Genomic DNA, 22,389 nt, shown 5'->3' on the forward strand with positions numbered 1-22,389 from the left:
ACTTTTGCGGAGCACTGCACGATGTCAACCACTGTCATTCGCCATGATTGGACCGAGGGCGAAGTCCGCGCTCTGTTTGAGCAGCCTTTCAATGATTTGTTGTTTCAGGCTCAAACAGCCCATCGTCAGTACTTTGACCCCAATCAGGTGCAGGTCAGCACCCTGTTGTCGATCAAAACCGGTTCCTGCCCTGAAGACTGCAAGTACTGCCCGCAAAGTGCGCATTACGACACCGGTCTGGAAAAGCAGAAACTGATGGAAGTGAAGAAGGTACTGGAGGAGGCCGCCAGAGCCAAGGACAGCGGCGCCAGCCGTTTCTGCATGGGGGCTGCCTGGAAACATCCGACCCAGCGTGACATGCCTTACGTGCTGGAGATGGTGCGCGGTGTCAAAGCCATGGGGCTGGAGGCCTGTATGACACTCGGCACGCTCAATCGCGATCAGGCCGGTGAGCTGGCGGAGGCCGGGCTGGATTACTACAACCACAACCTCGATACCTCGCCAGAGTTCTATGACAGCATCATCACTACCCGCTCTTATCAGGAGCGGCTGGATACCCTCAGTCATGTGCGCGACGCCGGTATGAAGGTCTGTTGTGGCGGCATCATGGGGATGGGGGAAAGCCTGCAGGATCGCATCGGCTTGCTGCGGGTACTGGCCAACATGCCTGATCATCCTGAAAGTGTGCCGATCAATATGCTGGTCAAGGTGGCGGGTACGCCTCTGGCAGAAGTTGAAGACCTGGACCCCTTCGACTTTATCCGCACCATCGCGGTAGCTCGGATCCTGATGCCACGCTCACATGTGCGACTGTCGGCCGGGCGCGAAAAGATGAATGAGCAGGTGCAGGCGCTGTGTTTCATGGCGGGTGCCAATTCCATTTTCTATGGCGAAAAGCTGCTGACTACGCCTAACCCAGAGGCGCATGCAGACAAAGTGCTGTTCAGGAAACTGGGGATCACCCCTGAAAGCCGTGAAGGGTTATCTGATGAGGCGCACGAACAGGCATTGTTGCAGCAGGTACGTCAGCAACAACAGGCCAGCCTCTACCATGACGCCGGTGCTCCTCAGGCGCAGGCCGCAGCTGCCCTGCAGTAATCATGATGGATGCATTCAATCTGCAGGCTCGCCTGAAGGAGCGTCAGCAGCAACATCTCTATCGTCAGCGCAGGACTCTGGAAGGTGCGCAGCAACCAGAAGTAGTGCTGGATGGTCAGCGCTATCTGGCGTTCTGCAGCAATGACTATCTGGGTCTGGCTAATGATCCAAGGTTGAAGCAAAGCGCCATCGAGGCGGTGCGGCGTTACGGTGTTGGTAGCGGCGCTTCCCATCTGGTCAGCGGTCATAGTGCCGAGCATCATGCGCTGGAAGAAGAGCTGGCGGCATTCACCGGACGACAGCGAGCCCTGCTGTTTTCTACCGGCTACATGGCCAATCTGGGGGCTATCAGTGCGCTGCTGGATGATCAGTCGGCCGTGTTTGAAGATCGCCTGAATCATGCCTCCCTGCTGGACGCTGGCCTGAACAGTGGCGCGCGCTTTCAGCGCTACCTGCACAATGACGTCGACAATCTGGCCAGTCGTCTGGGCAAGGCGACGCAGTCGCACAAGCTGGTGGTGACAGATGGTGTCTTCAGTATGGATGGTGATGTCGCGCCATTGAATGAGCTGGCGCAGCTATGCCACGACCAGCAAGCCTGGTTGATGGTGGATGATGCCCATGGTTTTGGGGTGCTGGGAGAGCGCGGTGCTGGGCTGGTTGAGGCCTGTGAGCTTGATCAGCAGCAGGTGCCTGTACTGATGGCAACCCTGGGTAAGGCATTGGGCTGTGCCGGTGCTTTTATCGCGGGTAGCGAGACCTTGATTGAGGCGCTGATTCAGTTTGCCCGCTCCTATATCTACACCACAGCAATGCCACCCGCAGTAGCGGCAGCAGGACGTCAGGCACTGAGTATTGTGCAGCAGGAGCCTGAGCGAAGACTGCATTTGCAGCACCTGATCAGACGCTTTCGTCATGAGGCTGAAGTCATGGGGCTGACACTGATGTCCTCACAGACCGCCATTCAGCCTGTGCTGGTAGGCTCTGCGGCACGGGCGATGGCGCTCTCTGCAAGCCTGCTGCAACAGGGCATCTGGGTCACGGCAATCCGCCCACCTACGGTGCCTGCTGGCATGTCTCGGCTGCGTATCACACTGACGGCAGCACATACCGATCAGCAACTGGATCGTCTGCTGCATGCCTTGGAGCGCAGCTGGCGAGAGGTGAGCGATCATGACTGAGTGGGTGCTGATCAATGGCTGGGCGATGCCTGACCACCTCTGGCACAGTGTAGTAGAGCGGCTATCACCGCAGGGTACCGTGCACATTCTCTCTCCTGACCGTCATGCAGGTACGTTGGCAGAGGCGGCCAGCAGCATACTGGCTCAGGCACCTGAAAGGGCAAACTGGCTGGGCTGGTCACTGGGTGGTCGGCTGCTGATGGAGGCAGCTGTGCAGGCGCCTGAACGTATTGCTCTGGCTGTCACGCTGGCAGCCAGCCCCAGCTTTGTGGCCACAGCGAATGCACCGGGCATGTCGCCTGATGTGTTTGATCAGTTCATTGATGCCATGGAGCAGCAGCCTCTACCGACGCTTCGGCGCTTTGCCGGTATGGTGGCTCAGTCTCATCCACTAGGAAGAACCTTGCTGGCCATGTTACGTGACTATCATCTTGGGCTGAGCAGCGAGGAGCTCATCAGTCTGTCTCGGCAGCTACAGTGGCTGGCAGATGACTGCTGCCAACACTGGGCGGAGGTTAGGGTGCCGCAGCGCCACTATCTGGGGGCGTGCGATGGTCTGGTACCTTCGCAGATTGCCGAAGTGCTTAACGGTGCGATGGCGGTAGTGGATGTGTTGCCTGATCAGGGGCACCTGCTGCACTGGCCTGATACCGCATGGCTGGACTTATCTGGAAAGAGTGCGCATGCATAAGCAGAACATTGCCCGTGAATTCAGCCGTGCCGCTGCCGGCTATGATCAGGCAGCTGTTCTGCAGCGGGAGATCGCAGGACGTTTGCTGGCGGGCTCGCCTCATTTGTCGGGCCGGGTGGTTGATATGGGCTGCGGTACCGGGTACGTCAGCCGCCATTTACCGGATGGGCTGCAGGTGCTGGCACTGGATATTGCCCAGGGAATGTTACAGCAGGCGCGTCATCTGGCATCTGCTGACGCCTATGTGAATGCGGATGCAGAAGCGCTGCCGCTGCAGGAGGGCTGTGCTGATGCGGTGGTTTCCAGCCTGGCAGTGCAGTGGTGTCATCATCCCGCAAGGATGTTTGCCGAGGTGTGGCGCGTACTGAGGCCGGGAGGCTGGCTGTGCCTGACCACGTTGGGGCCCCGTACCTTGTGGGAATTGCGAGCTGCCTGGGCAGCTGTCGATCAGGAGGAACACGTCAATCGCTTCGCCAGTTTAGCTTGCTGGCAGCAGGCTGCTGGTCATGGCTGGGTAAATCAACACTGGCAGGCCCGTGACAGCGTGGCCTTGTACGACAGTGCCAGACAGGTCATGCGTGATCTGAAACAGCTGGGCGCCAGCCACACTGATGCGGCAGAGGTACATCGTGGCCGAGCGCTAGCGGGGCGCCAGCGGCTGCAGGCGCTGGAGCATGCCTATGAACAGGTGTGTTCCGGTGAGGCTCTGACTGTGACCTATGATGTGTTCTATGCGTATCTGCAGAAGCCCTGTAATCCTCTGTAGTGCATTTCTGACTGGTTTTTATTACGACAACCGGGTGAGTTCATGTCGATTTTTTTTGTTACCGGTACCGACACCGATTCGGGCAAGACGCTGGTGTCCTCTGCGTTGCTCTGGCGAGCGCGTCAGATGGGGCTGACAACCCTGGGTATCAAACCCATTGCCTCTGGCTGCGAACAACAGGATGGTGGCTGGCGCAATCGTGATGCGCTGAGCCTTCAGCAGCAAAGCTGGCCGCAACTGGACTACGCGCTGCATAACCCACTGCGTTTCCCCGAGGCCATTGCGCCTCATATCGCGGCTGAACTGCATGGGCAGCATCTGAGTGTGACGTCGGTGGAGCAGGCGTTGCAGCCCGTGCTGGCACAAAAGGCACAGTTCACTCTGATTGAAGGTGCGGGTGGCTGGTATCTGCCATTGAACAATCAGGGGCAGATGCTGTCGGACTGGGTGGCGCAGCATGCCTGGCCTGTTGTGCTGGTCATCGGGTTGCGTCTCGGCTGTCTGAATCATGCCAGTCTGACCGTCAGCGCGATCCGCCAGGCAGGTCTGTCGCTGGCTGGGTGGGTGGTAAACCATGTAGATCCTGATATGCCTTATCAGCGGGAAAATATTGCAACTCTTCAGGCAACAATGCCTGCGCCGTGCCTGGGCAGAATCCCATGGCTGGAGCAGGCCAGTGCAGAAAACGCGGCACCCTTCCTTAATCTGCAATCTTTACATTTAGTTGATGTTGGCTAAAATTTGCTCAGAATATGAGGTGATATTCAATGCAGATTCAGGGCAGTACTTTCACCTATGGGCAACTGGGTATCCAGCGAGGTCTGGCACAGCTGGATCAGGCGGGGGCACAGATTGCACAAGGTTCGGTCAGTGATAGTTCCGCTAGCTCGGACAACGGCCTCAGCAACGATCAGGGTTCTGCTTCGGTTGAGGATGGTTTGCTGAGCTTGCCTGAAGCAAAAGTTTTGGTTCAGGCTGGTGCCAAGGTATTGGAAGCGCAAAATTCAACCTTAGGAACATTGCTGGATATTAAGGTTTAACTCGCTACGAGGTCATCCGTGCTGATTTCAAGCCTGGGGCTGACCTATCAACCCACTACCGCTTCAACGCCGCCTGCTCCTCAGGCAGCAGCTAATCTTACTGAGCTGACAGTCGCTCAGCAGGTAACTGCGCCCCCGTTAAATAATGGCTCGCAGAATCAGCAACAATCTTCCGGACAGGGTTCCGGCTTATTGCAGGACAGGGAAGGGGAGCTACGCGCAAAAGAGCGTATCGCCACCAATGCCGCTAAAACATCTGGCAATACATCAACCGTTGGTGAGCAATTATCAACGGCAGATCAGCAGCAGGTGGATGAGCTGCAGTCGCGTGATCAGCAGGTTAAAGAGCATGAGCGGGCTCACTCCGATGCGGCAGGTCAGTACGGAGGCTCGCCTCAGTATGATTACACCCGGGGACCAGACGGGCGCTTGTATGCCACAGACGGTGAGGTATCGGTAGACACCTCACCTGTGCCGAACAACCCCCAGGAAACCATCGAAAAGGCACAGGCCATTATCAAGGCGGCCCGTGCTCCCGTTGATCCTTCTGCGCAGGATGACAAGATTGCACTTGAGGCTCAGCGTATGCTGGCTGAAGCTCAGGCTGAGCTGGCCAGAGACAGGGCCAAGGAGAATCAGCAGGCCCAGCAACAAGCGCAGCAGCAACTGCAGGATGATACGTCCACTCAGGCACGTGCATTGGAGCAGATACAGGAGCGCATTGAGCCACTGGCGAGTCAGGTTGTGCAAGGAGGCGATGATACTTCATCTTTAGCTGGGCGGGGAGCTGGTGAAGCACAGGCTACCCAGAGCGACACTGCTCAATCCTCTGTTGCTAATAGTGAAACGGTACCCATTCCCCCAACGCCTGTGGATGATCAGCTAGCCAAAGTCCAGCAGCAGCTTCGGGAGATCAATCGGCGTCTCGTCGAACTCGGTGTTTATTCCCGGCTCTACCCCTCAGGCGGTTTTGTGAACACTCAGGCCTGAGTCCGCTTGCCTCTCCCTTTTCTGGTTATTAGTTATCTGCATGCAGAAATCGATTCACTATTCGTAAAAAGAGTTCCGGCTTCTCTGCATGAGGCCAGTGGCCTGCATCCTGTATTACTTTGTAACCCGCCTGTGGGAATAACTGCACAACGGCATCTCTATACTCGGCTGTAATATAGGCTGAGCGTTCTCCTTTGATAAATAATGTGGGGCCCTGATAGGGACTGCCTGACGGCGCTTGGCTAATCTGGTCGTAGTCCTCACGGAGAGTGGTCAGGTTGAAACGCCAGGCAAATTGCCCTGACTCATTACGGTAGAGATTTTTCAGCAGAAACAAGCGCACACTGCCGTCTTCTATATACGGCTGTAGCTGCTGGTCAGCTTGAGAGCGGCTTGTCAGCTGTGTCAGATCAAGTTGTTCAAGGCCCCGAAAAACATCGTCATGATGTCGGGGATAGTGCACAGGGGCTATGTCGACCACGATCAGGCGTTCAATCAATGAAGGTGCTTGCAGGGCAAGCTGCATCGCTACCTTGCCACCCATTGAATGCCCCATCAGCAGAACTCGGGATAGCTTAAGCTGGCTGAGAAGGTCGATAACATCCTGACACATGGCAGGATAACTATGCGGTTTTGCATGTTCTGAGCGACCATGGTTGCGCAAGTCGACACTGATAACGTCAAAGTGCTCTGCCAGCTGGCGGGTGACGCTGCCCCAGTTATCTAACGAGCCGAACAGGCCGTGCAGAATAAGCAGCGTAGGACCAGTGCCGATACGCTGAAAGTTCAGTGACAACATGGAGCCTCCTTGTAGTGTGACTGGGCAGTATAGCAGGGAGACGATATGCAGTTAGCCGGTATCCGCTTTGGAAGCATGAAAGGACGATGAGGGAGGTTGAAAGTGCACAAGGTCAAGGTCTGGGATGGTTCTACCCGAGTTTTTCACTGGGGGTTGGTGGGGCTGATAGCAGGGTTGTGGATCAGCGCTGAGCTCGGTTACATGGACTGGCACACCCGTTTTGGCTATGCCGTTATGGTGCTGCTGCTTTTTCGCTGGGGCTGGGGATTCTGTGGGAGCTTCTACTCTCGCTTCTCTGAATTTGTAAAAAAGCCTGGTCAAGTGGCGTCCTATCTGCAGTCTCGTCAGCGTTCAGGCCCGGTGCCCAGTCTGGGACATAACCCTTTGGGTGGTTGGATGGTGGTAGCACTGCTGTTGACGTTAAGTCTGCAAGTCACATCAGGGCTGCTGGCCAATGACGATATCTTTACTACAGGGGCATTGGCTTTTCTCGTCAGCAAGGAGGCGAGTGATGTTCTGACCACTCTGCACAAAGGCCTGTTTAATGTATTGCTCGGGCTTTTTGCCTTGCATGTGCTGGCGGTTATTGTGCATGAAATGAAAGGTGAAAAGCTGGTTCGAGCAATGATTAGAGGCTGGAAACTCAGCGATGAACATATTGCGGTGCCTGCTGCTGGCAGGGGGCGGGTATTGTTGGTATGGGGGCTTTCCCTAATGATGGTTTTGTTGATGCTCAAATGGGCGCCCGTAGCGGATTTCTGAAGGCATTGGTTGCGTATGTGCCTATACTGGGCCGCCAACTGTATCTAAATGTGGCTATAATCTGTTCCGAGGCGCCAGATTGGAAGAGCGCCGGAGCTTGTGAGGAGACTGCATGACTAAGCCTGTTCAGGCCGCACCGGTAAAAATGGGGCGCATTCGACTGAAGCGCAGGGCTGCCATTCTGGCAGCTGCAGAGCAGGAGTTTGCCTGTAACGGTTTCAAGGGGACCAGTACTAGCGCTATCGCTGAGCGGGCTGGGCTGGCAAAAGCTCAGGTGCACTACTATTTCGGCAGCAAGGAAGATCTCTATCAAGAGGTGCTGGCAACGATTATGAACCAGTGGAACCTCACCCTTGAAGACATTACTGCCGATGATGAACCTGCAGAAGTGTTGTCGCGTTATGTGCGTGCCAAGATGCACTTTTCCCGCGAGCGCCCAGAGCTGTCGAAAATTTTTGCCTCAGAGGTATTGCGTGGCGCGCCCATTCTTCAGACCTATCTCGGCAAACAGCAGTACGAGTGGGTGCAGTCACGTGCTGCAGTTATTCGTGCTTGGGTAGAGCAGGGGAAAATGCGCAGGATTGATCCTGTGCAACTCATCATCTACCTCTGGGCTTTGACCCAGCACTATGCTGATTTCAATACTCAGGTGCTGGCTGTGATGGGCAAGGATTGTCTGACAGATGAAGAGTATGGGGAACTGACCGATCAGCTGATTGATATGGTGCTGGTCGGGTGTGGTATCGCGACCAGAGATACTTCGACCCATGTCAGGTAATCGCTCGCCACGAAGCGGTATTGCTCTACACTAAAAAAGTCAGCAAATATGCTGGATGATATTTGACCATCTGCGGTGTTTGCGTGATAATGCTGCCCCTGTACAAAATAGGGTCGCCAGTAGGGCGGCCCTGATTTTTGTTCACCCCCTTCAGATTGACTCCTCCATGCAATATACCTGGCGTCCGACGGCGGCTCCGGGCTTTGTTTCGTCTTGCTTGTGAGGAGGGTGCGGCGTATAATTCCGTACCCTTTTTTTGAAGGGAACCGGCAATGCCGTTCGAATTGGAGCTGTGATCAACATGCAAAACCAGAAAATTCGCATTCGGTTGAAAGCGTTTGATCACCGCCTGATCGACTCTTCCGCTCAGGAGATCGTTGAGACTGCTAAGCGGACTGGCGCTCAGGTGCGTGGTCCTATCCCGCTTCCTACCCGTAAAGAGCGTTTCACTGTGCTGATTTCTCCGCACGTGAACAAAGACGCTCGCGATCAGTACGAAATTCGTACTTTTAAACGTGTCCTCGACATCGTCGATCCAACTGAAAAAACAGTTGATGCGCTGATGAAGCTGGACCTGGCTGCAGGTGTCGACGTACAGATCAGCCTGGGTTAATTCTTAGCTGCTTTGCTACTGGTGCGCTGCGCCGTGGAATGCTCGTCATTGAGCAGCCATAGAGGGTGATGAGCCCCGTACACATTAGAGGTATTACTGAAATGACAATTGGTGTAATCGGAAGAAAAGCGGGCATGACTCGCATTTTTACCGAAGATGGTGCTTCTGTACCTGTCACTGTTATCGAAGTGGAACCCAACCGTGTTACCCAGGTTAAAACCGTTGAAACTGATGGTTATACCGCTGTACAGGTAACTACCGGTTCACGTCGTGCTTCTCTGGTCAGCAAGCCGCTGGCTGGTCACTATGCCAAAGCTGGTGTTGAAGCGGGTCGTGGTCTGTGGGAATTCCGTTTGCAAGAAGGTCAGACTTTCAACGTTGGCGATCAGCTGACTGTTGCACAGTTTGAAGCTGGTCAGAAAATTGACGTTGCCGGCCAATCCAAGGGTAAAGGCTTCCAGGGTGGCATCAAGCGCCACAACTTCCTGAGCCAAGACGCTACCCACGGTAACTCTGTTTCTCACCGTGCACCTGGTTCAATCGGTCAGTGCCAGACCCCCGGTCGCGTTTTCAAAGGTAAGAAAATGGCAGGCCACATGGGTGCTGAGCGCGTAACCGTTCAGTCACTGGAAATCGTTCGCGTTGACGCTGAGCGCAATCTGCTGTTGGTCAAGGGCGCTGTTCCTGGTGCTACCGGCGGTGACCTGATCATTCAACCAGCTGTTAAAGCACGCGCCTAAAGGGGGCTAACGCAATGAATCTGACTATTGCCGGAGCTCAAGGTACGGTTGAAGTGTCCGAGCTGACCTTCGGAAAAGAATTCAACGAAGCATTGGTACACCAGGTTGTAACAGCCTACTTGGCTGCTGCTCGCCAAGGTAGCAAAGCTAGCCTGTCTCGCTCTGAAGTAAGTGGCGGTGGCATGAAGCCATGGCGCCAGAAGGGTACTGGTCGTGCCCGTGTTGGTTCCACCAATAGCCCTCTGTGGCGTAGCGGTGGTGTGACTTTCGCTCACAGTCCTCGTAACTACGAGCAGAAAGTTAACAAGAAAATGTATCGTGCAGCCATCCGTTGCATCCTGTCTGAACTGGTTCGTCAGGAGCGTCTGGTGGTTGTCGAAGACCTGAAAGTTGAAACCCCAAAAACTAAGGCGTTCGTAGCTCAGCTCGAAACCTTGGGTCTCAATGATGTACTGGTCGTGTCTGATAGCGTCGAGCAGAATCTGTACCTGGCCGCTCGTAACCTGCCTCACGTTGACGTGCGTGATGTGGCTGGTGTTGATCCAGTCTCTCTGGTGGGTCACCAAAAGGTTCTGGTAACTGTTCCTGCTCTGAAAAAGTTTGAGGAGTTGCTGGGATGAACCAAGAGCGCATCTTCAAAATTCTGCTCGGTCCACACATCTCCGAGAAAGCAACCATCGTAGCCGAAGGCGCGCAGCAGGTTGTATTCCGTGTGACTCAGGACGCGACCCGTGTTGAGATCAAGAAAGCCGTAGAAGAGCTGTTCAACGTCAAAGTTGAAAAGGTCAACGTGCTGAATGCCAAAGGCAAGACCAAGCGTACTGCTCGTGGTCTGGGCCGTCGCGCCAATATCCGTAAGGCTTATGTGCGTCTGGCTGAAGGTCATGATATTGACTTCGTTGGCGCTGAGTAAGGGGGATTCTGGTCATGGCAATCGTTAAATGTAAACCGACCTCTGCTGGCCGTCGCCACGTAGTAAAGGTTGTTAACCAAGATCTGCACAAGGGTGCTCCCTATGCTCCTCTGGTTGAGCAGCTGAGCAAGTCTGGCGGTCGTAACAACAACGGTCGTATCACTACTCGTCATATTGGTGGTGGTCACAAGCGTCATTACCGTCTGGTTGACTTCAAGCGTAGCAAGGATGGTATCCCTGCTGTTGTAGAGCGTCTGGAATATGATCCTAACCGCTCTGCGCATCTGGCGCTGTTGAAGTACGCTGATGGTGAGCGTCGCTATATCATTGCTCCCAAAGGTGTAAAAGCTGGCGACAAAATCCAGTCTGGTGTGGACGCGCCAATCAAAGCGGGTAACGCTTTGCAATTGCGTAACATTCCCGTTGGTAGCACTGTTCACTGTATCGAGCTGAAGCCTGGTAAAGGTGCTCAGCTGGGCCGTTCTGCTGGTGCTGCTGCACAGCTGGTTGCTCGTGAAGGTCAGTATGCGACCCTGCGTCTGCGTTCTGGCGAAATGCGCAAAGTGCACATCGACTGCCGTGCGACCCTGGGTGAAGTGGGCAACTCTGAACATAGCCTGCGTAATCTGGGTAAAGCTGGTGCTTCTCGTTGGCGTGGTGTTCGTCCCACCGTTCGTGGTGTGGCGATGAACCCTGTAGATCACCCGCATGGTGGTGGTGAAGGTCGTACCTCTGGTGGCCGTCATCCAGTTACTCCATGGGGCGTTCCAACTAAGGGTTACAAGACTCGCAAGAACAAGCGCACCACTAAAATGATCGTGCGCCGTCGCACTGCCAAGTAATTTAAGAGGAAACAGCTGTGCCACGTTCACTTAAGAAAGGTCCTTTTATCGACCTTCATTTGCTGAAGAAGGTAGAGGCTGCAGTAGAGAAGGGCGAAAAGCGTCCAATCAAAACCTGGTCGCGTCGCTCTACTATCTTCCCTCAATTCGTAGGGTTGACTATTGCAGTCCATAATGGTCGCCAGCACGTACCGGTGTTCGTCACCGAAGACATGGTGGGTCATAAGTTGGGTGAGTTTGCTGCTACACGTACCTTCAAAGGTCACGCAGCAGACAAGAAGGCTAAACGGTAAGAAAGGAGTAAACCATGGAAGCTGTAGCTAAGCTGACTGGCGCGCGCCTTTCTGCACAGAAAGCCCGCCTGGTCGCTGATTTGATCCGTGGCAAGGGCATTGATGAAGCGCTGAATATTTTGGCTTTCAGCACCAAAAAAGGTGCTCAGATTGTCAAGAAAGTGCTGGAGTCTGCCGTTGCTAACGCTGAGCACAACGAAGGTGCTGATGTTGATGAGCTGAAAGTGGCGACCATCATGGTTGATGAAGGTCCTACTATGAAGCGCATCATGCCGCGTGCGAAAGGTCGTGCAGATCGCATCCTGAAGCGCACCTGCCACATCACCATCAAGGTCGCTGAGCGTTAAGGAGACACCGTCATGGGTCAGAAAGTACATCCTACAGGCTACCGACTGGGTGTCACCAAGGATCACACCTCTGTGTGGTACGCCGGTCGTGGCGAATATGCCAAGAAGCTGCTGAACGATCTTCAGGTGCGCAAGTATCTGGAAGACAAGCTGAAAGCGGCCTCTGTTAGCCGTATTGAAATCGAGCGTCCTGCAAACAATGCTCGGATCACCATTCATACTGCTCGTCCCGGTATCGTGATCGGCAAGAAAGGTGAAGATGTTGAAAAACTGCGCCAGGATATTTCTGGCATGATGGGCGTTCCAGTCCATATCAACATCGAAGAAATTCGTAAGCCTGAGCTGGATGCCAAACTGACTGCACAGTCAGTAGCGCAGCAGCTGGAGCGTCGTGTTATGTTCCGTCGTGCTATGAAGCGCGCGGTTCAGAACGCAATGCGTCTGGGTGCCAAGGGTATCAAGATTCAGGTTTCTGGTCGTTTGGGTGGTGCTGAGATCGCGCGTACCGAATGGTATCGCGAGGGTCGTGTACCTCTGCACACTTTGCGTGCCGACATCGACTACAACACTGCCGAAGCACACACCACTTATGGTGTGATCGGTGTGAAAGTGTGGATCTTCAAGGGTGAGGTTCTGGGTGGTATCGAACAGGTACGTGCCGAGAAAAACGCGCCTAAGAAGAAAGGCAAGTAAGGTAGAGGATACGTCCCATGCTGCAACCTAAGCGTACAAAATTCCGCAAAATGCACAAAGGTCGTAACCGTGGCCTGGCGCTGCGTGGAAACAAAGTCAGCTTCGGCGACTTTGGTTTGAAGACGACTGAGCGCGGCCGTATCACTGCTCGTCAGATTGAAGCGGCTCGTCGCGCAATGACCCGTCACGTAAAACGTGGTGGTAAGATTTGGATCCGTGTATTCCCCGACAAGCCCATTACCGAGAAGCCTCTTGAAGTGCGTATGGGTAGTGGTAAAGGTAGCGTGGAATACTGGGTGGCTGAAGTTCAGCCTGGCAAGGTTCTGTTCGAGATGGAAGGTGTTGCTGAGTCCCTGGCTCAGGAGGCTTTCGCTCTGGCAGCTGCCAAGCTTCCGGTTGAAACCACCTTTGTTAAGCGGACGGTAATGTAATGAAAACTGCAGAACTGCGTGATAAATCCGTAGCTGAGCTGCAGCAGGTGTTGCTGGGTCTGCTGAAAGACCAGTTCAACCTGCGTATGCAGAAAGCTTCTGGGCAGCTGGCTCAGACTCACTTGCTCGGCAATGTCCGTCGCGACATCAGCCGTGTAAAGACGGTGCTGAACGAGAAGGCTGGTAACTAAGATGGAAAAAGTAATTCGCACTGAGACCGGTCGGGTTGTCAGCGACAAGATGGATAAAACCATCACTGTCCTGATTGAGCGTAAAGTAAAGCACCCGATTTACGGCAAGTATGTGAAGCGCTCAACCAAACTGAAAGCTCATGATGAAACTAATGAGTGTCAGATTGGTGATCTGGTAACCATCCAAGAAACACGTCCTTTTTCAAAGACTAAAACTTGGAAGCTGGTGAAGATTGAAGAGCGCGCCGCGAAGGTGTAAAATCTCGGCTCTTTTGCTCCTCTGTGCTTATCCCGTCAGGAATGACCTGATGGGATAAGTGCTGTTTTGTCTATGTGGAGTAGACCATGATTCAGACAGAAAGTATGCTGGACGTCGCTGATAATAGCGGTGCCAAGCGTGTGCAATGTATCAAGGTGTTGGGCGGTTCACACCGTCGCTACGCTGGAATTGGTGACATTGTAAAAGTAACCGTAAAGGAAGCTATTCCTCGCGGTAAGGTGAAGAAGGGACAGGTGATGAACGCAGTGGTTGTTCGCACCAAGAAGGGTGTACGCCGTTCTGACGGTTCTCTGATTCGTTTTGATGTGAATTCTGCCGTGCTGTTGAATAACAAGCTTGAGCCGATCGGTACCCGCATTTTTGGGCCGGTAACGCGCGAGCTGCGTGGTGAGAAATTCATGAAAATCATTTCCCTGGCTCCTGAAGTGCTGTAAGGCACGAGAAGGTAGTAGGAAAGGATACTGGAACTATGCGTAAAATTAGACGTGACGATGAAGTAATCGTTATCGCCGGTAAAGATAAAGGCAAGCGCGGTAAAGTGCTGGCCGTTCTGAAAGATGATCGTCTCATCGTTTCTGGCATCAACATGGTCAAAAAGCACCAGAAGCCTAACCCGCTTCTGAACCAACCAGGTGGTATCGTTGAGAAGGAAGCGGGAATCGCAACTTCTAACGTTGCTATCTTCAATCCAAAGAGTGGTAAGGGCGACCGCGTAGGCTTCAAGATCCTTGAGGATGGAAGCAAAGTGCGTGTGTTCAAGTCCACTCAAGAAATTATTGGTGCTTAAGGAGTTTGGCCATGTCACGCTTGAAAGAGCTGTACAAGAAAGAAGTGGTGGCCAAACTGACTGAGCAGTTTGGTTACGACAACCCGATGCAGGTTCCTCGCATCACCAAGATCACTCTGAACATGGGTGTGGGTGAGGCTGTAGGTGACAAGAAACAGATCGAGAGCGCGGTTGCAGATATGACTGCAATCAGTGGTCAGAAGCCTGTGGTAACGCTGGCGCGTAAATCCGTTGCTGGTTTCAAAATTCGTGAAGGTTGGCCCATCGGCTGCAAGGTAACTCTGCGCGGCGAACGTATGTGGGAATTCCTGGATCGTCTGATTGATATCGCTGTTCCACGTATCCGTGACTTCCGTGGTCTTAATGGCAAGTCCTTCGACGGTCGTGGCAACTACAGCATGGGTGTTAAAGAGCAGATCATTTTCCCCGAAATCGAATATGACAAGGTGGATAAGCTGCGTGGTATGGACATCACTATTACCACAACAGCAGTGACCAACGATGAAGGTCGTGCCCTTCTCGCTGCTCTGAACTTCCCGTTCCGTAAGTAATGGAGGCGTGAACCATGGCTAAAATCAGTATGAAAAATCGCGAAGCAAAGCGAACTGAGACCGTTGCCAAGCACGCCGCCAAGCGTGCTGAACTGAAGGCAATTATTGCTAATCCGGCTACTTCTGACGATGACCGTTGGGATGCTCTGGTAGCTCTGCAGAAGCTGCCACGTGATGCTAGTCCTGTTCGCCAGCAGCGTCGCTGCCAGCTGACCGGTCGCCCTCACGGAGTTTATCGCAAGTTTGGTCTGTCACGTATTATGCTGCGTGAAGCGGCAATGCGTGGTGATGTGCCAGGCTTGAAGAAAGCTAGTTGGTAAGCGGTTTGCGAGCCAAACCCAGCTGCACAATAGTTTTCAGGAGTTAATTTTAATGAGTATGCAAGATACCCTAGCGGATATGGTTACCCGTATTCGCAATGCTCACATGGCTAATCATGCCGCTGTGACCATGCCCTCATCTAAGCTGAAGGTAGCGGTAGCCAAAGTGTTGAAAGACGAAGGCTACATTGCTGACTACAAAGTAGATGAAAATGTGAAACCCAGTCTGACTATTGACCTTAAGTACTATGAAGGCAAACCCGTTATTGAGCATATCAAGCGTGTAAGCCGTCCTGGTCTGCGTCAATACAAGAGCCGCAGTGATCTGCCCAAGGTAGAAGGCGGTCTGGGTATTGCTATCGTTTCCACCTCCAAAGGTGTGATGACCGATCGTGCAGCTCGCGCCGCTGGCGTGGGTGGCGAAGTCATCTGCACAGTATTCTAAGGAGGTTGTGAGATGTCTCGTGTTGCTAAGAAGCCTGTTGTCATTCCTGCTGGTGTTGAAGTTCAACTGGCTGGTCAGGAGCTGACTGTAAAAGGCAAAAATGGCCAGCTGAGCCTGTCTGTACATTCTTCTGTTGTTGTCTCTCAAGAAGACAACCAGGTAGTGTTTGCAGCTCGTGATGGCAGCATTCAAGCCAAAGCGATGTCAGGTACTGTTCGTGCGTTGGTGAACAACATGGTTCTGGGCGTTACTTCTGGTTTTGAGCGCAAGCTCGAGCTGGTAGGCGTTGGTTACCGTGCTGCTGCCAAAGGCGAAGTGCTGAGTCTGACCCTGGGTTTCTCTCACCCAGTTGAATACAAACTCCCTGCCGGTGTAACTGCTGAAACTCCTAGCCAGACCTCTGTTGTTCTGAAAGGTATCGACAAACAGCAGATCGGCCAAGTAGCGGCCGAAATCCGCGCCTTCCGTGCGCCGGAACCCTACAAAGGCAAGGGTATCCGTTATGCTGACGAAGTCGTTCGTCGCAAAGAGGCTAAGAAGAAGTAAGGCAGGATTCTATGAACGAGAAAAAAGTTTCCCGTTTGCGTCGCGCCGCTCGCGGTCGTTACAAAATGCGCGAACTGGGCGAGAACCGCCTGACAGTATTCCGTACACCCCGTCACATCTATGCACAGGTGTTTTCTCCCTGTGGTGGTCGTGTGCTGGCTCAAGCATCCACTCTGGATCAAGAGCTGCGTAGCGGTCAAACCGGTAACGCTGATGCTGCTAGCAAAGTTGGTACTTTGTTGGCTCAGCGTGCGCTGGAAGCGGGTGTTAAGAAAGTGGCTTTCGATCGTGCCGGTTTTAAATACCATGGTCGTGTTAAAGCCCTGGCTGACGCCGCTCGTGAAGGTGGTCTGGAATTCTAAGGTGCAATGATGGCAAACATCGAACAGAAAGACGGTGATCTCCAGGAAAAGCTGGTTCAGGTCAACCGTGTTGCCAAAGTAGTGAAAGGCGGTCGTATCTTTGCCTTTACTGCTTTGACCGTAGTAGGTGACGGTAAAGGTCGTGTAGGTTTTGGTCGTGGTAAAGCGCGTGAAGTGCCTGCTGCTATCGCTAAAGCGATGGAAGCTGCTCGCCGCAACATGATCAAGGTTGAATTGAACGGCGGTACTATTCAGTATCCAGTTAAAGCCGCTCATGGTGCCTCCAAGATCTACATGCAGCCCGCTTCAGAAGGTACTGGTGTAATTGCCGGTGGTGCTATGCGCTCCGTTCTGGAAATGGCAGGCGTTCATAACGTTCTGGCTAAGTGCTATGGGTCTACCAATCCTGTGAACGTGGTTCGCGCCACTTTCAAAGGTCTGCAGATGACCAAGTCTCCAGAAGAGATCGCTGCTAAGCGTGGCAAAACCGTTGAAGAAATTCTGGGGTAATTGACCATGTCTAAGACTTTGAAAGTAACTCTGGTTCGCAGCCCATTCGGCAAGCAGCCCAAGCATCGCGCTACAGTCGTTGGCCTGGGTCTGCGTCGCATTGGTCACACCGTTGAGCTGCAAGACACCCCTTCAATCCGCGGCATGATTAACAAGGTGAACTATCTGGTTCGCGTTGAGGCCGAGTGAGGAGAAGATTATGTATTTGAATAATCTGAGCCCTGGTGAAGGTGCTAAGAAGGTAGCGAAGCGTGTAGGCCGCGGTATTGGTAGCGGTCTGGGCAAAACTGCTGGTCGTGGTCACAAAGGTGCTAAGTCACGTGCTGGTGGCGGCATCCGTGTAGGCTTCGAAGGCGGTCAGATGCCAATTCAGCGTCGTCTGCCCAAGTTTGGCTTTATCTCTCGCATGGCAATGACTACCGCTGAAGTGCGTTTGTCTGAGCTGGCTGCTGTTGAAGGTGAAGTTGTTGATCTGGCTGCATTGCGTGCTGCCAATGTCATCAACGGCTCCATCAAGCGTGCGAAGATCATTCTGTCTGGTGAAGTGACGAAAGCAGTTACTATCCGTGGTCTGCGTGTGACCGCTGGTGCGAAAGCTGCAATCGAAGCTGCAGGCGGAAAAGTCGAGGAATAATGTTCAATGGCTAAGCAAGGAAATATTCCGGCAGGTGTGCAAAGTGGTTTAGGTGAGCTTTGGGCTCGTTTGCGCTTTGTATTGTTGGCTATCGTGGTGTACCGAATTGGTGCCCACATACCAGTGCCGGGGATCAATCCTGATCGCCTTGCAGCCATGTTCGAACAGAACCAGGGTACCATTCTGAGCTTGTTCAACATGTTTTCAGGTGGTGCCCTTGAGCGCATGAGTATCTTTGCGTTGGGTATTATGCCCTACATTTCAGCATCGATTATCATGCAGCTCCTAACCGTGGTGGTTCCGCAGTTAGAGCAGCTAAAGAAAGAAGGTGAGGGTGGTCGTCGTAAAATTACCCAGTACACACGTTATGGTACTGTGGTATTGGCATCCTTCCAATCTTTTGGCTTGGCTGTTGGTCTAGCAAACCAAGGTATTGCTTTTGAGGCGAGCCTTGGTTTCTACATTGTTGCGGTTTCTACCCTGGTTGCCGGCTCTGTCTTCATGATGTGGCTTGGCGAACAAGTAACTGAGAAGGGCATCGGTAACGGTATCTCAATACTGATTTTCTCTGGCATCGTTGCAGGACTACCCCGAGCAATTGGGCAGTCTTTTGAGGCAGCACGTCAGGGCGACATGAATATCCTGGTTCTGCTGGGTATTGCAGTATTGGCTGTGGCGACAATTGCATTTGTTGTCTTTGTTGAGCGTGGTCAGCGTCGTATCACTATTAACTACGCTAAGCGTCAGCAAGGGCGCCGTATGTATGCGGCTCAAACTAGTCACCTTCCCTTGAAGGTGAATATGGCAGGTGTAATTCCACCAATTTTCGCATCCAGTATTCTGCTGTTTCCGGCCTCTGTAGGTCAGTGGTTTGGTCAGAGTGAGAGTATGCAGTGGCTTCAGGATATTGCGTTGGCATTATCACCTGGTCAGCCATTGTATCTTCTGGTATTTGCGATTAGTATACTGTTCTTCTGTTTCTTCTACACTGCGCTGGTATTCAATCCGAAGGATGTTGCTGACAACCTGAAGAAGTCTGGCGCATTGATTCCTGGAATTCGTCCAGGCGATCAGTCTGCACGTTATATTGACAATGTTCTGACCCGCTTGACGCTTGCTGGTGGTTTGTACATCACTGCAGTGTCCCTTCTGCCTCAGTTCCTTGTGGTTGCGTGGCATGTCCCCTTCTATTTCGGTGGGACGTCGTTGCTGATCGTCGTGGTAGTGGTTATGGATTTTATGGCGCAGGTTCAATCTCATCTGATGTCTCATCAGTATGAGTCGCTGATGCGTAAGTCCAATTTACGTGGAATTGGCGGTCTCTGATCGCCAAAACCCTGGAACTCTATGGAGTGAAGCATGAAAGTTCGTGCCTCTGTAAAGAAAATTTGTCGTAACTGCAAGATCGTACGTCGCAACGGTTCCGTTCGCGTGATCTGCAAAGTTGAACCCCGTCACAAGCAGCGTCAAGGCTAAGTTGCCTTTTCGTTCGTTGAGAAGTGCGTTCGTCTGGCCTGATTTAGAACATGTCAGACAAAATATAGCGCGTCTTCCTTCGACGGTTCATACCCTATTGTCGAAGCTCGCTCTGGCGAGTTCAAGTATCGGAGTAAATTGAATGGCCCGTATAGCTGGCGTCAATATTCCTGACAATAAGCATGCGGTGATCTCCCTGACTTATATCTATGGGATCGGCCGCACTACTGCTAAACAGCTGTGTGATACCGTTGGTATCGCGCCGTCTACAAAGATCGCTGATCTGTCTGAAGAGACGCTTGATATTCTGCGTGGCGAAGTAGCCAAGCATACCGTCGAAGGTGACCTTCGTCGCGAAATCTCTATGAGTATCAAGCGTCTGATGGACCTGGGCTGCTATCGTGGCCTGCGTCATCGTCGCAATCTTCCGGTTCGTGGTCAACGTACCAAGACCAACGCGCGCACTCGTAAGGGCCCGCGTAAACCGATCCGCAAGTAAGCGTTAGCGAAGGAATTTTCGTATGGCCAAGCCTAGTGCTCGTACCCGTAAAAAGGTCAAGAAGCAGGTTGTTGACGGCGTAGCACACATCCACGCTTCGTTTAACAACACCATCGTGACCATTACTGATCGTCAAGGTAACACCCTTTCTTGGGCTACCGCTGGTGGTTCCGGTTTCCGTGGTTCTCGTAAGAGCACCCCGTTCGCAGCTCAGGTAGCTGCAGAGCGTGCCGGACAGGTAGCGTTGGAATATGGTCTGAAGAATCTGGATGTTCTGGTCAAAGGACCAGGTCCAGGTCGTGAATCTGCCGTTCGTGCTTTGAACGCTGTAGGTTACAAGATCACCAACATCACGGACGTAACGCCGATCCCTCACAACGGCTGTCGTCCTCCCAAGAAGCGTCGTGTATAACTAGGAGACGGTAAATGGCTCGTTATATCGGACCCAAGTGCAAGCTGTCTCGTCGTGAGGGAACAGATCTGTTCCTGAAAAGCGGCGTCCGTGCGCTGGATTCAAAATGCAAAGTAGACACCGCTCCTGGCGTACATGGCGCCCGTCGTGGTCGTCTGTCTGACTACGGTCTGCAGTTGCGTGAAAAGCAAAAAGTTCGTCGTATTTACGGCATTCTTGAGCGTCAATTCCGTAACTATTACAAAAACGCTGCCCGTTTGAAGGGCGCAACTGGTGAAAACCTGCTGAAATTGCTGGAAGGCCGTCTGGATAACGTAGTTTATCGCATGGGCTTCGGAGCTACTCGTGCAGAAGCTCGCCAGATCGTTTCTCACAAAGCTATTACCGTTAATGGTAAGGCTGTGAACATCCCTTCTTACCAGGTTGTTCCTGGTGATGTTGTGGCTGTACGTGAGAAATCAAAAAGCCAGCTGCGTATCAAGAGCGCACTGGACTTGGCAGCTCAGCGTGCACCTGTTCAGTGGGTCGAGGTTGATGCGAACAAAATGGAAGGTGTATTCAAAACTCTTCCAGAGCGTAGCGATCTTCCCTCAGACATCAATGAAAACCTGATTGTTGAGCTGTACTCTAAGTAATTAGTCAGCAGTTCAACTTCAACACTAGGTGGAACTATGCAGCGTTCAGTCAGCGAATTTCTAACCCCACGTCATATTGACGTGCAGGAAATCAGCAAGACTCATGCAAAAGTGACCCTGGAGCCCCTGGAAAGGGGCTTCGGCCACACCTTGGGTAATGCCCTGCGTCGCATCCTGCTTTCTTCAATGCCAGGATGTGCTATCACTGAAGTACAGATTGATGGCGTACTTCATGAGTACAGCGCTATTGAAGGCGTTCAAGAAGATGTGATTGAGATTCTGCTGAACCTCAAAGGCGTAGCAGTAGCTATGCATAGCGGGGAAGAAGCGACGCTGAAGCTGAACAAGAAAAGCCCCGGTGTCGTCACAGCAGCAGATCTTGAGCTGCCTCATGACGTTGAAGTTATCAACCCCGATCACGTGATCGCTCATCTGAACGAAGCTGGTAGCTTGTCAGCTCAGTTGAAGATCACTCGTGGTCGTGGTTATGTTCCTGCAGACAACCGTCTTGCAGCGGACGATGAAAGCCGTGTTATCGGCCGCCTGCAGCTGGATGCCAGCTACAGCCCGGTTCGCCGCGTGGCCTATGTTGTAGAAAGTGCTCGTGTAGAGCAGCGTACTGACTTGGACAAGCTGGTCATCGATCTGGAAACCAATGGTACCATTGATCCTGAAGAAGCTATCCGTCGTGCCGCTACCATTCTGCAACAGCAGCTGGCTGTGTTCGTTGATCTGGAAGCAGACAAAGAGCCAGAGCCTGTGAAAGAAGAGGAAGAGTTCGATCCTATTCTGCTGCGCCCGGTAGACGAGCTTGAACTGACCGTTCGTTCTGCAAACTGTTTGAAAGCAGAAAACATCTATTACATCGGCGATCTTATCCAGCGTACAGAGGTTGAGTTGCTCAAGACTCCCAACCTGGGTAAGAAATCTCTGACTGAAATTAAAGATGTGTTGGCCTCCCGTGGTCTGTCGCTTGGCATGCGTTTGGAGAATTGGCCGCCGGCCTCCCTGCGCAATGACGATAAAGCTGCATCCTGACCACCTAGCTACCAACACTTGAGTTTGGTAAGGAATTAGACATGCGTCATCGTAAAAGCGGTCGCCACTTTAATCGTACCAGTGCACACCGCAAGGCCATGTTCAAGAACATGGCGGTGTCACTGTTCGAAAACGAAGTGATTAAGACTACTCTGCCGAAGGCGAAAGAACTGCGTCGCTTTGCTGAGCCGCTGATCACCCTGGCTAAGGTTGACTCCGTAGCAAATCGCCGTCTGGCTTTCGCTCGTACCCGCAGCAAAGAGGCTGTAGGTAAGCTGTTCAACGAACTGGGTCCTCGCTATGAGGCTCGTCCCGGTGGCTACATCCGCATTCTGAAATGCGGTTTCCGCCCTGGCGACAGCGCTCCCATGGCGTTCGTTGAGCTGGTTGATCGTCCTGAAAACGCTGTAGCTGTTGAAGAAGCTGGCGAATAAGGTAGATCACCACAAGGTGTAAAAAATGCCCGTTAGTGAGAGCTAACGGGCATTTTTATTTGTAGGGTTATTGTTCTTGTTACTATTCTGTCTGCTCTGTCTGCTCTGTCTGCTCTGTCTGCTCTGTCTGCTCTGTCTGCTCTGTCTGCTCTGTCTGCTCTGTCTGCTCTGTCTTCTGTTGATTTCAAGTAGAAAGCCCTGCGGTGGCCAGGCTTTCTATTACTGCGATATTTACAGTGCAGAAGTTGGAGGACCAGCTAGTCTTCGACAACCAGCTGACGTTCTCGGTTGC

General features: G+C 52.8%; 38 protein-coding genes. 37 read left to right on the forward strand and 1 reads right to left on the reverse strand.

The features are described from left to right. The first annotated feature begins 21 nt into the window (after positions 1-21). The 7 genes from bioB to WH50_RS06850 are packed head-to-tail and all read left to right on the forward strand — an operon-like array spanning position 22 to position 5,766. Positions 22-1,098, forward strand: coding sequence for a biotin synthase BioB (gene bioB, locus WH50_RS06820; RefSeq protein WP_110186668.1), 1,077 nt, complete (start codon positions 22-24; stop codon positions 1,096-1,098). Between the two features lie 2 nt (positions 1,099-1,100). After that, positions 1,101-2,279, forward strand: a complete 1,179-nt coding sequence (gene bioF / locus WH50_RS06825; RefSeq protein ID WP_412053288.1) for an 8-amino-7-oxononanoate synthase — start codon at positions 1,101-1,103, stop codon at positions 2,277-2,279. Then, positions 2,272-2,970: an alpha/beta hydrolase family protein gene (locus tag WH50_RS06830; protein WP_110186655.1), complete on the forward strand. Its 699-nt coding sequence runs from the start codon at positions 2,272-2,274 to the stop codon at positions 2,968-2,970. Before bioF ends, WH50_RS06830 begins: the two co-directional genes overlap by 8 nt. Beyond that, entirely contained in the window at positions 2,963-3,736 is a 774-nt protein-coding gene (gene bioC, locus WH50_RS06835) for a malonyl-ACP O-methyltransferase BioC (protein WP_165838337.1), read from the forward strand. The genes WH50_RS06830 and bioC overlap by 8 nt, the downstream gene beginning before the upstream one ends. Positions 3,737-3,778: 42 nt before the next feature. Continuing rightward, positions 3,779-4,474, forward strand: coding sequence for a dethiobiotin synthase (gene bioD, locus WH50_RS06840; RefSeq protein ID WP_110186657.1), 696 nt, complete (start codon positions 3,779-3,781; stop codon positions 4,472-4,474). Between the two features lie 29 nt (positions 4,475-4,503). Continuing rightward, the gene (locus WH50_RS06845; protein ID WP_104156817.1) at positions 4,504-4,776 is read left to right on the forward strand and encodes a hypothetical protein; all 273 of its coding nucleotides are present in this window, start codon (positions 4,504-4,506) and stop codon (positions 4,774-4,776) included. 18 nt (positions 4,777-4,794) lie between these two features. After that, a complete protein-coding gene (locus WH50_RS06850) occupies positions 4,795-5,766 on the forward strand; it encodes a putative metalloprotease CJM1_0395 family protein (protein WP_110186658.1) in 972 nt (323 codons plus the stop codon). A 28-nt stretch (positions 5,767-5,794) separates the two neighbouring features. Here the strand turns inward: WH50_RS06850 and WH50_RS06855 are convergent, their stop codons facing one another. Then, positions 5,795-6,565 carry an alpha/beta fold hydrolase gene (locus tag WH50_RS06855; protein WP_341476825.1) on the reverse strand — a complete coding sequence of 257 codons (771 nt, stop codon included), beginning with the start codon at positions 6,563-6,565 and terminating at the stop codon, positions 5,795-5,797. A gap of 102 nt (positions 6,566-6,667) precedes the next feature. Between WH50_RS06855 and WH50_RS06860 the strand changes: the two genes are divergently transcribed. From WH50_RS06860 to rplQ, 30 genes are all read left to right on the forward strand, one after another. Beyond that, positions 6,668-7,327: a cytochrome b/b6 domain-containing protein gene (locus WH50_RS06860; protein WP_165838338.1), complete on the forward strand. Its 660-nt coding sequence runs from the start codon at positions 6,668-6,670 to the stop codon at positions 7,325-7,327. Between the two features lie 112 nt (positions 7,328-7,439). Further along, positions 7,440-8,105, forward strand: coding sequence for a TetR/AcrR family transcriptional regulator (locus WH50_RS06865; RefSeq protein WP_110186660.1), 666 nt, complete (start codon positions 7,440-7,442; stop codon positions 8,103-8,105). A 301-nt stretch (positions 8,106-8,406) separates the two neighbouring features. Next, positions 8,407-8,718: a 30S ribosomal protein S10 gene (gene rpsJ / locus WH50_RS06870; RefSeq protein WP_104156903.1), complete on the forward strand. Its 312-nt coding sequence runs from the start codon at positions 8,407-8,409 to the stop codon at positions 8,716-8,718. Positions 8,719-8,819: 101 nt separating this feature from the next. Further along, the gene (gene rplC / locus WH50_RS06875; RefSeq protein ID WP_104156812.1) at positions 8,820-9,458 is read left to right on the forward strand and encodes a 50S ribosomal protein L3; all 639 of its coding nucleotides are present in this window, start codon (positions 8,820-8,822) and stop codon (positions 9,456-9,458) included. 14 nt (positions 9,459-9,472) lie between these two features. Continuing rightward, positions 9,473-10,078, forward strand: a complete 606-nt coding sequence (gene rplD, locus WH50_RS06880) for a 50S ribosomal protein L4 (protein WP_104156811.1) — start codon at positions 9,473-9,475, stop codon at positions 10,076-10,078. Then, on the forward strand, positions 10,075-10,371 hold the full coding sequence (gene rplW, locus WH50_RS06885) for a 50S ribosomal protein L23 (RefSeq protein WP_104156810.1): 297 nt from the start codon (positions 10,075-10,077) through the stop codon (positions 10,369-10,371). The genes rplD and rplW overlap by 4 nt, the downstream gene beginning before the upstream one ends. Before the next feature lie 14 nt (positions 10,372-10,385). Then, positions 10,386-11,213 carry a 50S ribosomal protein L2 gene (rplB, locus tag WH50_RS06890; RefSeq protein WP_104156809.1) on the forward strand — a complete coding sequence of 276 codons (828 nt, stop codon included), beginning with the start codon at positions 10,386-10,388 and terminating at the stop codon, positions 11,211-11,213. A gap of 17 nt (positions 11,214-11,230) precedes the next feature. Beyond that, a complete protein-coding gene (gene rpsS / locus WH50_RS06895; RefSeq protein ID WP_104156808.1) occupies positions 11,231-11,506 on the forward strand; it encodes a 30S ribosomal protein S19 in 276 nt (91 codons plus the stop codon). 14 nt (positions 11,507-11,520) lie between these two features. After that, the gene (gene rplV, locus WH50_RS06900) at positions 11,521-11,853 is read left to right on the forward strand and encodes a 50S ribosomal protein L22 (protein ID WP_104156807.1); all 333 of its coding nucleotides are present in this window, start codon (positions 11,521-11,523) and stop codon (positions 11,851-11,853) included. Between the two features lie 12 nt (positions 11,854-11,865). Next, positions 11,866-12,546: a 30S ribosomal protein S3 gene (gene rpsC, locus WH50_RS06905; protein WP_104156806.1), complete on the forward strand. Its 681-nt coding sequence runs from the start codon at positions 11,866-11,868 to the stop codon at positions 12,544-12,546. Positions 12,547-12,563: 17 nt separating this feature from the next. Further along, positions 12,564-12,977 carry a 50S ribosomal protein L16 gene (gene rplP / locus WH50_RS06910; protein WP_104156805.1) on the forward strand — a complete coding sequence of 138 codons (414 nt, stop codon included), beginning with the start codon at positions 12,564-12,566 and terminating at the stop codon, positions 12,975-12,977. Next, on the forward strand, positions 12,977-13,168 hold the full coding sequence (rpmC, locus tag WH50_RS06915; protein WP_104156804.1) for a 50S ribosomal protein L29: 192 nt from the start codon (positions 12,977-12,979) through the stop codon (positions 13,166-13,168). Before rplP ends, rpmC begins: the two co-directional genes overlap by 1 nt. 1 nt (position 13,169) lies before the next feature. Continuing rightward, positions 13,170-13,427 (forward strand): 30S ribosomal protein S17, encoded by a 258-nt coding sequence (gene rpsQ / locus WH50_RS06920; protein WP_110186661.1) that lies wholly within the window; start codon positions 13,170-13,172, stop codon positions 13,425-13,427. Between the two features lie 86 nt (positions 13,428-13,513). Then, positions 13,514-13,882, forward strand: coding sequence for a 50S ribosomal protein L14 (gene rplN / locus WH50_RS06925; RefSeq protein ID WP_104156802.1), 369 nt, complete (start codon positions 13,514-13,516; stop codon positions 13,880-13,882). A gap of 35 nt (positions 13,883-13,917) precedes the next feature. Beyond that, the gene (gene rplX / locus WH50_RS06930) at positions 13,918-14,235 is read left to right on the forward strand and encodes a 50S ribosomal protein L24 (protein WP_104156801.1); all 318 of its coding nucleotides are present in this window, start codon (positions 13,918-13,920) and stop codon (positions 14,233-14,235) included. Positions 14,236-14,246: 11 nt separating this feature from the next. Next, a complete protein-coding gene (gene rplE, locus WH50_RS06935) occupies positions 14,247-14,786 on the forward strand; it encodes a 50S ribosomal protein L5 (protein WP_104156800.1) in 540 nt (179 codons plus the stop codon). 14 nt (positions 14,787-14,800) lie between these two features. Then, positions 14,801-15,106: a 30S ribosomal protein S14 gene (gene rpsN / locus WH50_RS06940; RefSeq protein WP_104156799.1), complete on the forward strand. Its 306-nt coding sequence runs from the start codon at positions 14,801-14,803 to the stop codon at positions 15,104-15,106. Positions 15,107-15,158: 52 nt separating this feature from the next. Further along, on the forward strand, positions 15,159-15,551 hold the full coding sequence (gene rpsH / locus WH50_RS06945; protein WP_104156798.1) for a 30S ribosomal protein S8: 393 nt from the start codon (positions 15,159-15,161) through the stop codon (positions 15,549-15,551). A 12-nt stretch (positions 15,552-15,563) separates the two neighbouring features. Then, positions 15,564-16,097 (forward strand): 50S ribosomal protein L6, encoded by a 534-nt coding sequence (gene rplF, locus WH50_RS06950; protein ID WP_104156797.1) that lies wholly within the window; start codon positions 15,564-15,566, stop codon positions 16,095-16,097. A gap of 11 nt (positions 16,098-16,108) precedes the next feature. Continuing rightward, positions 16,109-16,459: a 50S ribosomal protein L18 gene (gene rplR / locus WH50_RS06955; RefSeq protein WP_104156796.1), complete on the forward strand. Its 351-nt coding sequence runs from the start codon at positions 16,109-16,111 to the stop codon at positions 16,457-16,459. 9 nt (positions 16,460-16,468) lie between these two features. Next, positions 16,469-16,969, forward strand: a complete 501-nt coding sequence (gene rpsE, locus WH50_RS06960; protein WP_104156902.1) for a 30S ribosomal protein S5 — start codon at positions 16,469-16,471, stop codon at positions 16,967-16,969. A 6-nt stretch (positions 16,970-16,975) separates the two neighbouring features. Beyond that, complete coding sequence (rpmD, locus tag WH50_RS06965) at positions 16,976-17,158, forward strand: 50S ribosomal protein L30 (protein ID WP_104156795.1); 183 nt, start codon at positions 16,976-16,978, stop codon at positions 17,156-17,158. 10 nt (positions 17,159-17,168) lie between these two features. After that, complete coding sequence (gene rplO, locus WH50_RS06970; protein WP_110186662.1) at positions 17,169-17,603, forward strand: 50S ribosomal protein L15; 435 nt, start codon at positions 17,169-17,171, stop codon at positions 17,601-17,603. Between the two features lie 6 nt (positions 17,604-17,609). Then, positions 17,610-18,929 carry a preprotein translocase subunit SecY gene (secY, locus tag WH50_RS06975; RefSeq protein ID WP_104156793.1) on the forward strand — a complete coding sequence of 440 codons (1,320 nt, stop codon included), beginning with the start codon at positions 17,610-17,612 and terminating at the stop codon, positions 18,927-18,929. 33 nt (positions 18,930-18,962) lie between these two features. Continuing rightward, the gene (gene rpmJ, locus WH50_RS06980) at positions 18,963-19,079 is read left to right on the forward strand and encodes a 50S ribosomal protein L36 (protein ID WP_007021200.1); all 117 of its coding nucleotides are present in this window, start codon (positions 18,963-18,965) and stop codon (positions 19,077-19,079) included. Between the two features lie 142 nt (positions 19,080-19,221). Continuing rightward, positions 19,222-19,578: a 30S ribosomal protein S13 gene (gene rpsM / locus WH50_RS06985; RefSeq protein ID WP_104156792.1), complete on the forward strand. Its 357-nt coding sequence runs from the start codon at positions 19,222-19,224 to the stop codon at positions 19,576-19,578. Positions 19,579-19,600: 22 nt separating this feature from the next. Then, complete coding sequence (gene rpsK / locus WH50_RS06990) at positions 19,601-19,990, forward strand: 30S ribosomal protein S11 (RefSeq protein ID WP_104156791.1); 390 nt, start codon at positions 19,601-19,603, stop codon at positions 19,988-19,990. Between the two features lie 14 nt (positions 19,991-20,004). Next, positions 20,005-20,625, forward strand: coding sequence for a 30S ribosomal protein S4 (gene rpsD, locus WH50_RS06995; protein ID WP_110186663.1), 621 nt, complete (start codon positions 20,005-20,007; stop codon positions 20,623-20,625). A 36-nt stretch (positions 20,626-20,661) separates the two neighbouring features. Beyond that, entirely contained in the window at positions 20,662-21,663 is a 1,002-nt protein-coding gene (locus WH50_RS07000) for a DNA-directed RNA polymerase subunit alpha (protein WP_104156789.1), read from the forward strand. A 41-nt stretch (positions 21,664-21,704) separates the two neighbouring features. Then, a complete protein-coding gene (rplQ, locus tag WH50_RS07005) occupies positions 21,705-22,097 on the forward strand; it encodes a 50S ribosomal protein L17 (RefSeq protein ID WP_104156788.1) in 393 nt (130 codons plus the stop codon). Positions 22,098-22,389 lie beyond the last annotated feature (292 nt).

Origin of the sequence: Pokkaliibacter plantistimulans (genome assembly GCF_003194385.1) — a bacterium.
GTDB classification, from domain to species: domain Bacteria; phylum Pseudomonadota; class Gammaproteobacteria; order Pseudomonadales; family Balneatricaceae; genus Pokkaliibacter; species Pokkaliibacter plantistimulans.

Bases quoted from the DNA above. Each gene is read 5' to 3' on its own strand.
- bioB (WP_110186668.1), top strand. From the start codon at position 22: ATGTCAACCACTGTCATTCGCCATGATTGGACCGAGGGCGAAGTCCGC.
- bioF (WP_412053288.1), top strand. From the start codon at position 1,101: ATGATGGATGCATTCAATCTGCAGGCTCGCCTGAAGGAGCGTCAGCAG.
- WH50_RS06830 (WP_110186655.1), top strand. From the start codon at position 2,272: ATGACTGAGTGGGTGCTGATCAATGGCTGGGCGATGCCTGACCACCTC.
- bioC (WP_165838337.1), top strand. From the start codon at position 2,963: ATGCATAAGCAGAACATTGCCCGTGAATTCAGCCGTGCCGCTGCCGGC.
- bioD (WP_110186657.1), top strand. From the start codon at position 3,779: ATGTCGATTTTTTTTGTTACCGGTACCGACACCGATTCGGGCAAGACG.
- WH50_RS06845 (WP_104156817.1), top strand. From the start codon at position 4,504: ATGCAGATTCAGGGCAGTACTTTCACCTATGGGCAACTGGGTATCCAG.
- WH50_RS06855 (WP_341476825.1), bottom strand. From the start codon at position 6,565: ATGTTGTCACTGAACTTTCAGCGTATCGGCACTGGTCCTACGCTGCTT.
- WH50_RS06865 (WP_110186660.1), top strand. From the start codon at position 7,440: ATGACTAAGCCTGTTCAGGCCGCACCGGTAAAAATGGGGCGCATTCGA.
- rpsJ (WP_104156903.1), top strand. From the start codon at position 8,407: ATGCAAAACCAGAAAATTCGCATTCGGTTGAAAGCGTTTGATCACCGC.
- rplC (WP_104156812.1), top strand. From the start codon at position 8,820: ATGACAATTGGTGTAATCGGAAGAAAAGCGGGCATGACTCGCATTTTT.
- rplD (WP_104156811.1), top strand. From the start codon at position 9,473: ATGAATCTGACTATTGCCGGAGCTCAAGGTACGGTTGAAGTGTCCGAG.
- rplW (WP_104156810.1), top strand. From the start codon at position 10,075: ATGAACCAAGAGCGCATCTTCAAAATTCTGCTCGGTCCACACATCTCC.
- rplB (WP_104156809.1), top strand. From the start codon at position 10,386: ATGGCAATCGTTAAATGTAAACCGACCTCTGCTGGCCGTCGCCACGTA.
- rplV (WP_104156807.1), top strand. From the start codon at position 11,521: ATGGAAGCTGTAGCTAAGCTGACTGGCGCGCGCCTTTCTGCACAGAAA.
- rpsC (WP_104156806.1), top strand. From the start codon at position 11,866: ATGGGTCAGAAAGTACATCCTACAGGCTACCGACTGGGTGTCACCAAG.
- rplP (WP_104156805.1), top strand. From the start codon at position 12,564: ATGCTGCAACCTAAGCGTACAAAATTCCGCAAAATGCACAAAGGTCGT.
- rpmC (WP_104156804.1), top strand. From the start codon at position 12,977: ATGAAAACTGCAGAACTGCGTGATAAATCCGTAGCTGAGCTGCAGCAG.
- rpsQ (WP_110186661.1), top strand. From the start codon at position 13,170: ATGGAAAAAGTAATTCGCACTGAGACCGGTCGGGTTGTCAGCGACAAG.
- rplN (WP_104156802.1), top strand. From the start codon at position 13,514: ATGATTCAGACAGAAAGTATGCTGGACGTCGCTGATAATAGCGGTGCC.
- rplX (WP_104156801.1), top strand. From the start codon at position 13,918: ATGCGTAAAATTAGACGTGACGATGAAGTAATCGTTATCGCCGGTAAA.
- rplE (WP_104156800.1), top strand. From the start codon at position 14,247: ATGTCACGCTTGAAAGAGCTGTACAAGAAAGAAGTGGTGGCCAAACTG.
- rpsN (WP_104156799.1), top strand. From the start codon at position 14,801: ATGGCTAAAATCAGTATGAAAAATCGCGAAGCAAAGCGAACTGAGACC.
- rpsH (WP_104156798.1), top strand. From the start codon at position 15,159: ATGAGTATGCAAGATACCCTAGCGGATATGGTTACCCGTATTCGCAAT.
- rplF (WP_104156797.1), top strand. From the start codon at position 15,564: ATGTCTCGTGTTGCTAAGAAGCCTGTTGTCATTCCTGCTGGTGTTGAA.
- rplR (WP_104156796.1), top strand. From the start codon at position 16,109: ATGAACGAGAAAAAAGTTTCCCGTTTGCGTCGCGCCGCTCGCGGTCGT.
- rpsE (WP_104156902.1), top strand. From the start codon at position 16,469: ATGGCAAACATCGAACAGAAAGACGGTGATCTCCAGGAAAAGCTGGTT.
- rpmD (WP_104156795.1), top strand. From the start codon at position 16,976: ATGTCTAAGACTTTGAAAGTAACTCTGGTTCGCAGCCCATTCGGCAAG.
- rplO (WP_110186662.1), top strand. From the start codon at position 17,169: ATGTATTTGAATAATCTGAGCCCTGGTGAAGGTGCTAAGAAGGTAGCG.
- secY (WP_104156793.1), top strand. From the start codon at position 17,610: ATGGCTAAGCAAGGAAATATTCCGGCAGGTGTGCAAAGTGGTTTAGGT.
- rpmJ (WP_007021200.1), top strand. From the start codon at position 18,963: ATGAAAGTTCGTGCCTCTGTAAAGAAAATTTGTCGTAACTGCAAGATC.
- rpsM (WP_104156792.1), top strand. From the start codon at position 19,222: ATGGCCCGTATAGCTGGCGTCAATATTCCTGACAATAAGCATGCGGTG.
- rpsK (WP_104156791.1), top strand. From the start codon at position 19,601: ATGGCCAAGCCTAGTGCTCGTACCCGTAAAAAGGTCAAGAAGCAGGTT.
- rpsD (WP_110186663.1), top strand. From the start codon at position 20,005: ATGGCTCGTTATATCGGACCCAAGTGCAAGCTGTCTCGTCGTGAGGGA.
- WH50_RS07000 (WP_104156789.1), top strand. From the start codon at position 20,662: ATGCAGCGTTCAGTCAGCGAATTTCTAACCCCACGTCATATTGACGTG.
- rplQ (WP_104156788.1), top strand. From the start codon at position 21,705: ATGCGTCATCGTAAAAGCGGTCGCCACTTTAATCGTACCAGTGCACAC.